General features: G+C 66.6%; 1 protein-coding gene. It reads left to right on the forward strand.

Annotation, left to right across the window (positions count from 1 at the left end; genetic code table 11):
- The first annotated feature begins 11 nt into the window (after positions 1-11).
- Positions 12-1,157: a tyrosine-type recombinase/integrase gene (locus tag IE318_RS44340; RefSeq protein WP_189908484.1), complete on the forward strand. Its 1,146-nt coding sequence runs from the start codon at positions 12-14 to the stop codon at positions 1,155-1,157.
- The last annotated feature ends 70 nt before the right edge of the window (positions 1,158-1,227 follow it).

Genomic DNA, 1,227 nt, shown 5'->3' on the forward strand with positions numbered 1-1,227 from the left:
TGGTTCGTGGGATGGGGTCGTTTTTCAAGGAGTGTGAGCATCCGCGGTCGCGGTGGTCGAAGTGTCCTCACCCGTACCGGATCCGGTACCGGTCGGCGGCCGGTAGGCAGGCGGAGGAGTCCGGGTTTTCGACCCAGGACAAGGCGATCGCGCGTTTGACGGAGGTCTACAACGCGAAGAGGGCGGCGCCGCGGGGGCAGGCGAAGGCGGAGCGGGTCGCCCGGTACGGGGCGATGCGATTCGAGGAGTATGCCGCCCAGTGGAAGGCCGGCCAGCGGGATCTGGGGCCGGCCTCGGTGGTGCACCTGGAGTCGCTGCTGAACATCCATCTGCTGCCGTTGCTGGGCAGCCGGCGGATGAACACCTTCGACCACAAGGTGGTCGAGGGCTTCCTCCAGACCATGGAACGCAACGGCACCGGCCTCGCGGCGCAGGCGAACGCGTTCGACAAGCTGAAGGCGATCCTGCTGGACGCGAACCGGCTCGGATTGTTCGACGACAACCCGGTCGCCGGCATCAAGCCCCCGCAGTACGACCCCAAGCGGGTGGTGATCCCCTCACCCGCGCAGCTGCAGCAGATACGCACCGCCGGCGACGACAGCTTCCTGCTGGTCGCCGACCTGATGAGCGGCTGCGGCATGCGCAACGGCGAGGCGTTCGCGGTCAACCTCAACAACATCGTCGCCGACGACGTCTACCGCATCACCGAGCAGGTTAACCGCACCACCTGCCAGTACGAACGGCTCAAGCACCGCAAGGTGGGCGAGTACCGGGACGTGCCCCTGCCCGCGCGGGTGCGGGAGACGATCAAGTGGTACGCCGACAAGCACGGCACCGTCGACGGCTACCTGCTGCGCCACCCAGGCGACCCGTCCCGCACGTTCCCGCACTACCACATCGCCAACCAGTGGCAGCGGATCAAGAAAGCCGGCCAGGCCGACATCCCCGACGGGATGGTCGTCTACGGCCTGCGCCACTTCTTCGCCTCGAACTGCCTCACCCATGGCATCCCCATCACCGACGTCGCCGAGTGGATGGGCCACAAGACCATCGAAATCACCTTCAAGATCTACCGACACCTCATGCCCGGCTCCATCAGCAAGGCCGCCAAGACCCTCAACCTCGACCTCGCCGTGCAGGCGGAAGCTCGACGGTAGGTCAGGGAGTCCGGCCTCGAACACTCGCGGAGACGCAGCCATACGGTTGCGATCCTCGGCTGCCCCGGAG

Origin of the sequence: Streptomyces spiralis (assembly GCF_014654675.1) — a bacterium.
Taxonomy (GTDB): Bacteria; Actinomycetota; Actinomycetes; order Streptomycetales; family Streptomycetaceae; genus Streptomyces; species Streptomyces spiralis.

What these genes read in the sequence shown, in the direction of transcription:
- IE318_RS44340 (WP_189908484.1), top strand. Translation starts at nt 12, where the DNA reads ATGGGGTCGTTTTTCAAGGAGTGTGAGCATCCGCGGTCGCGGTGGTCG.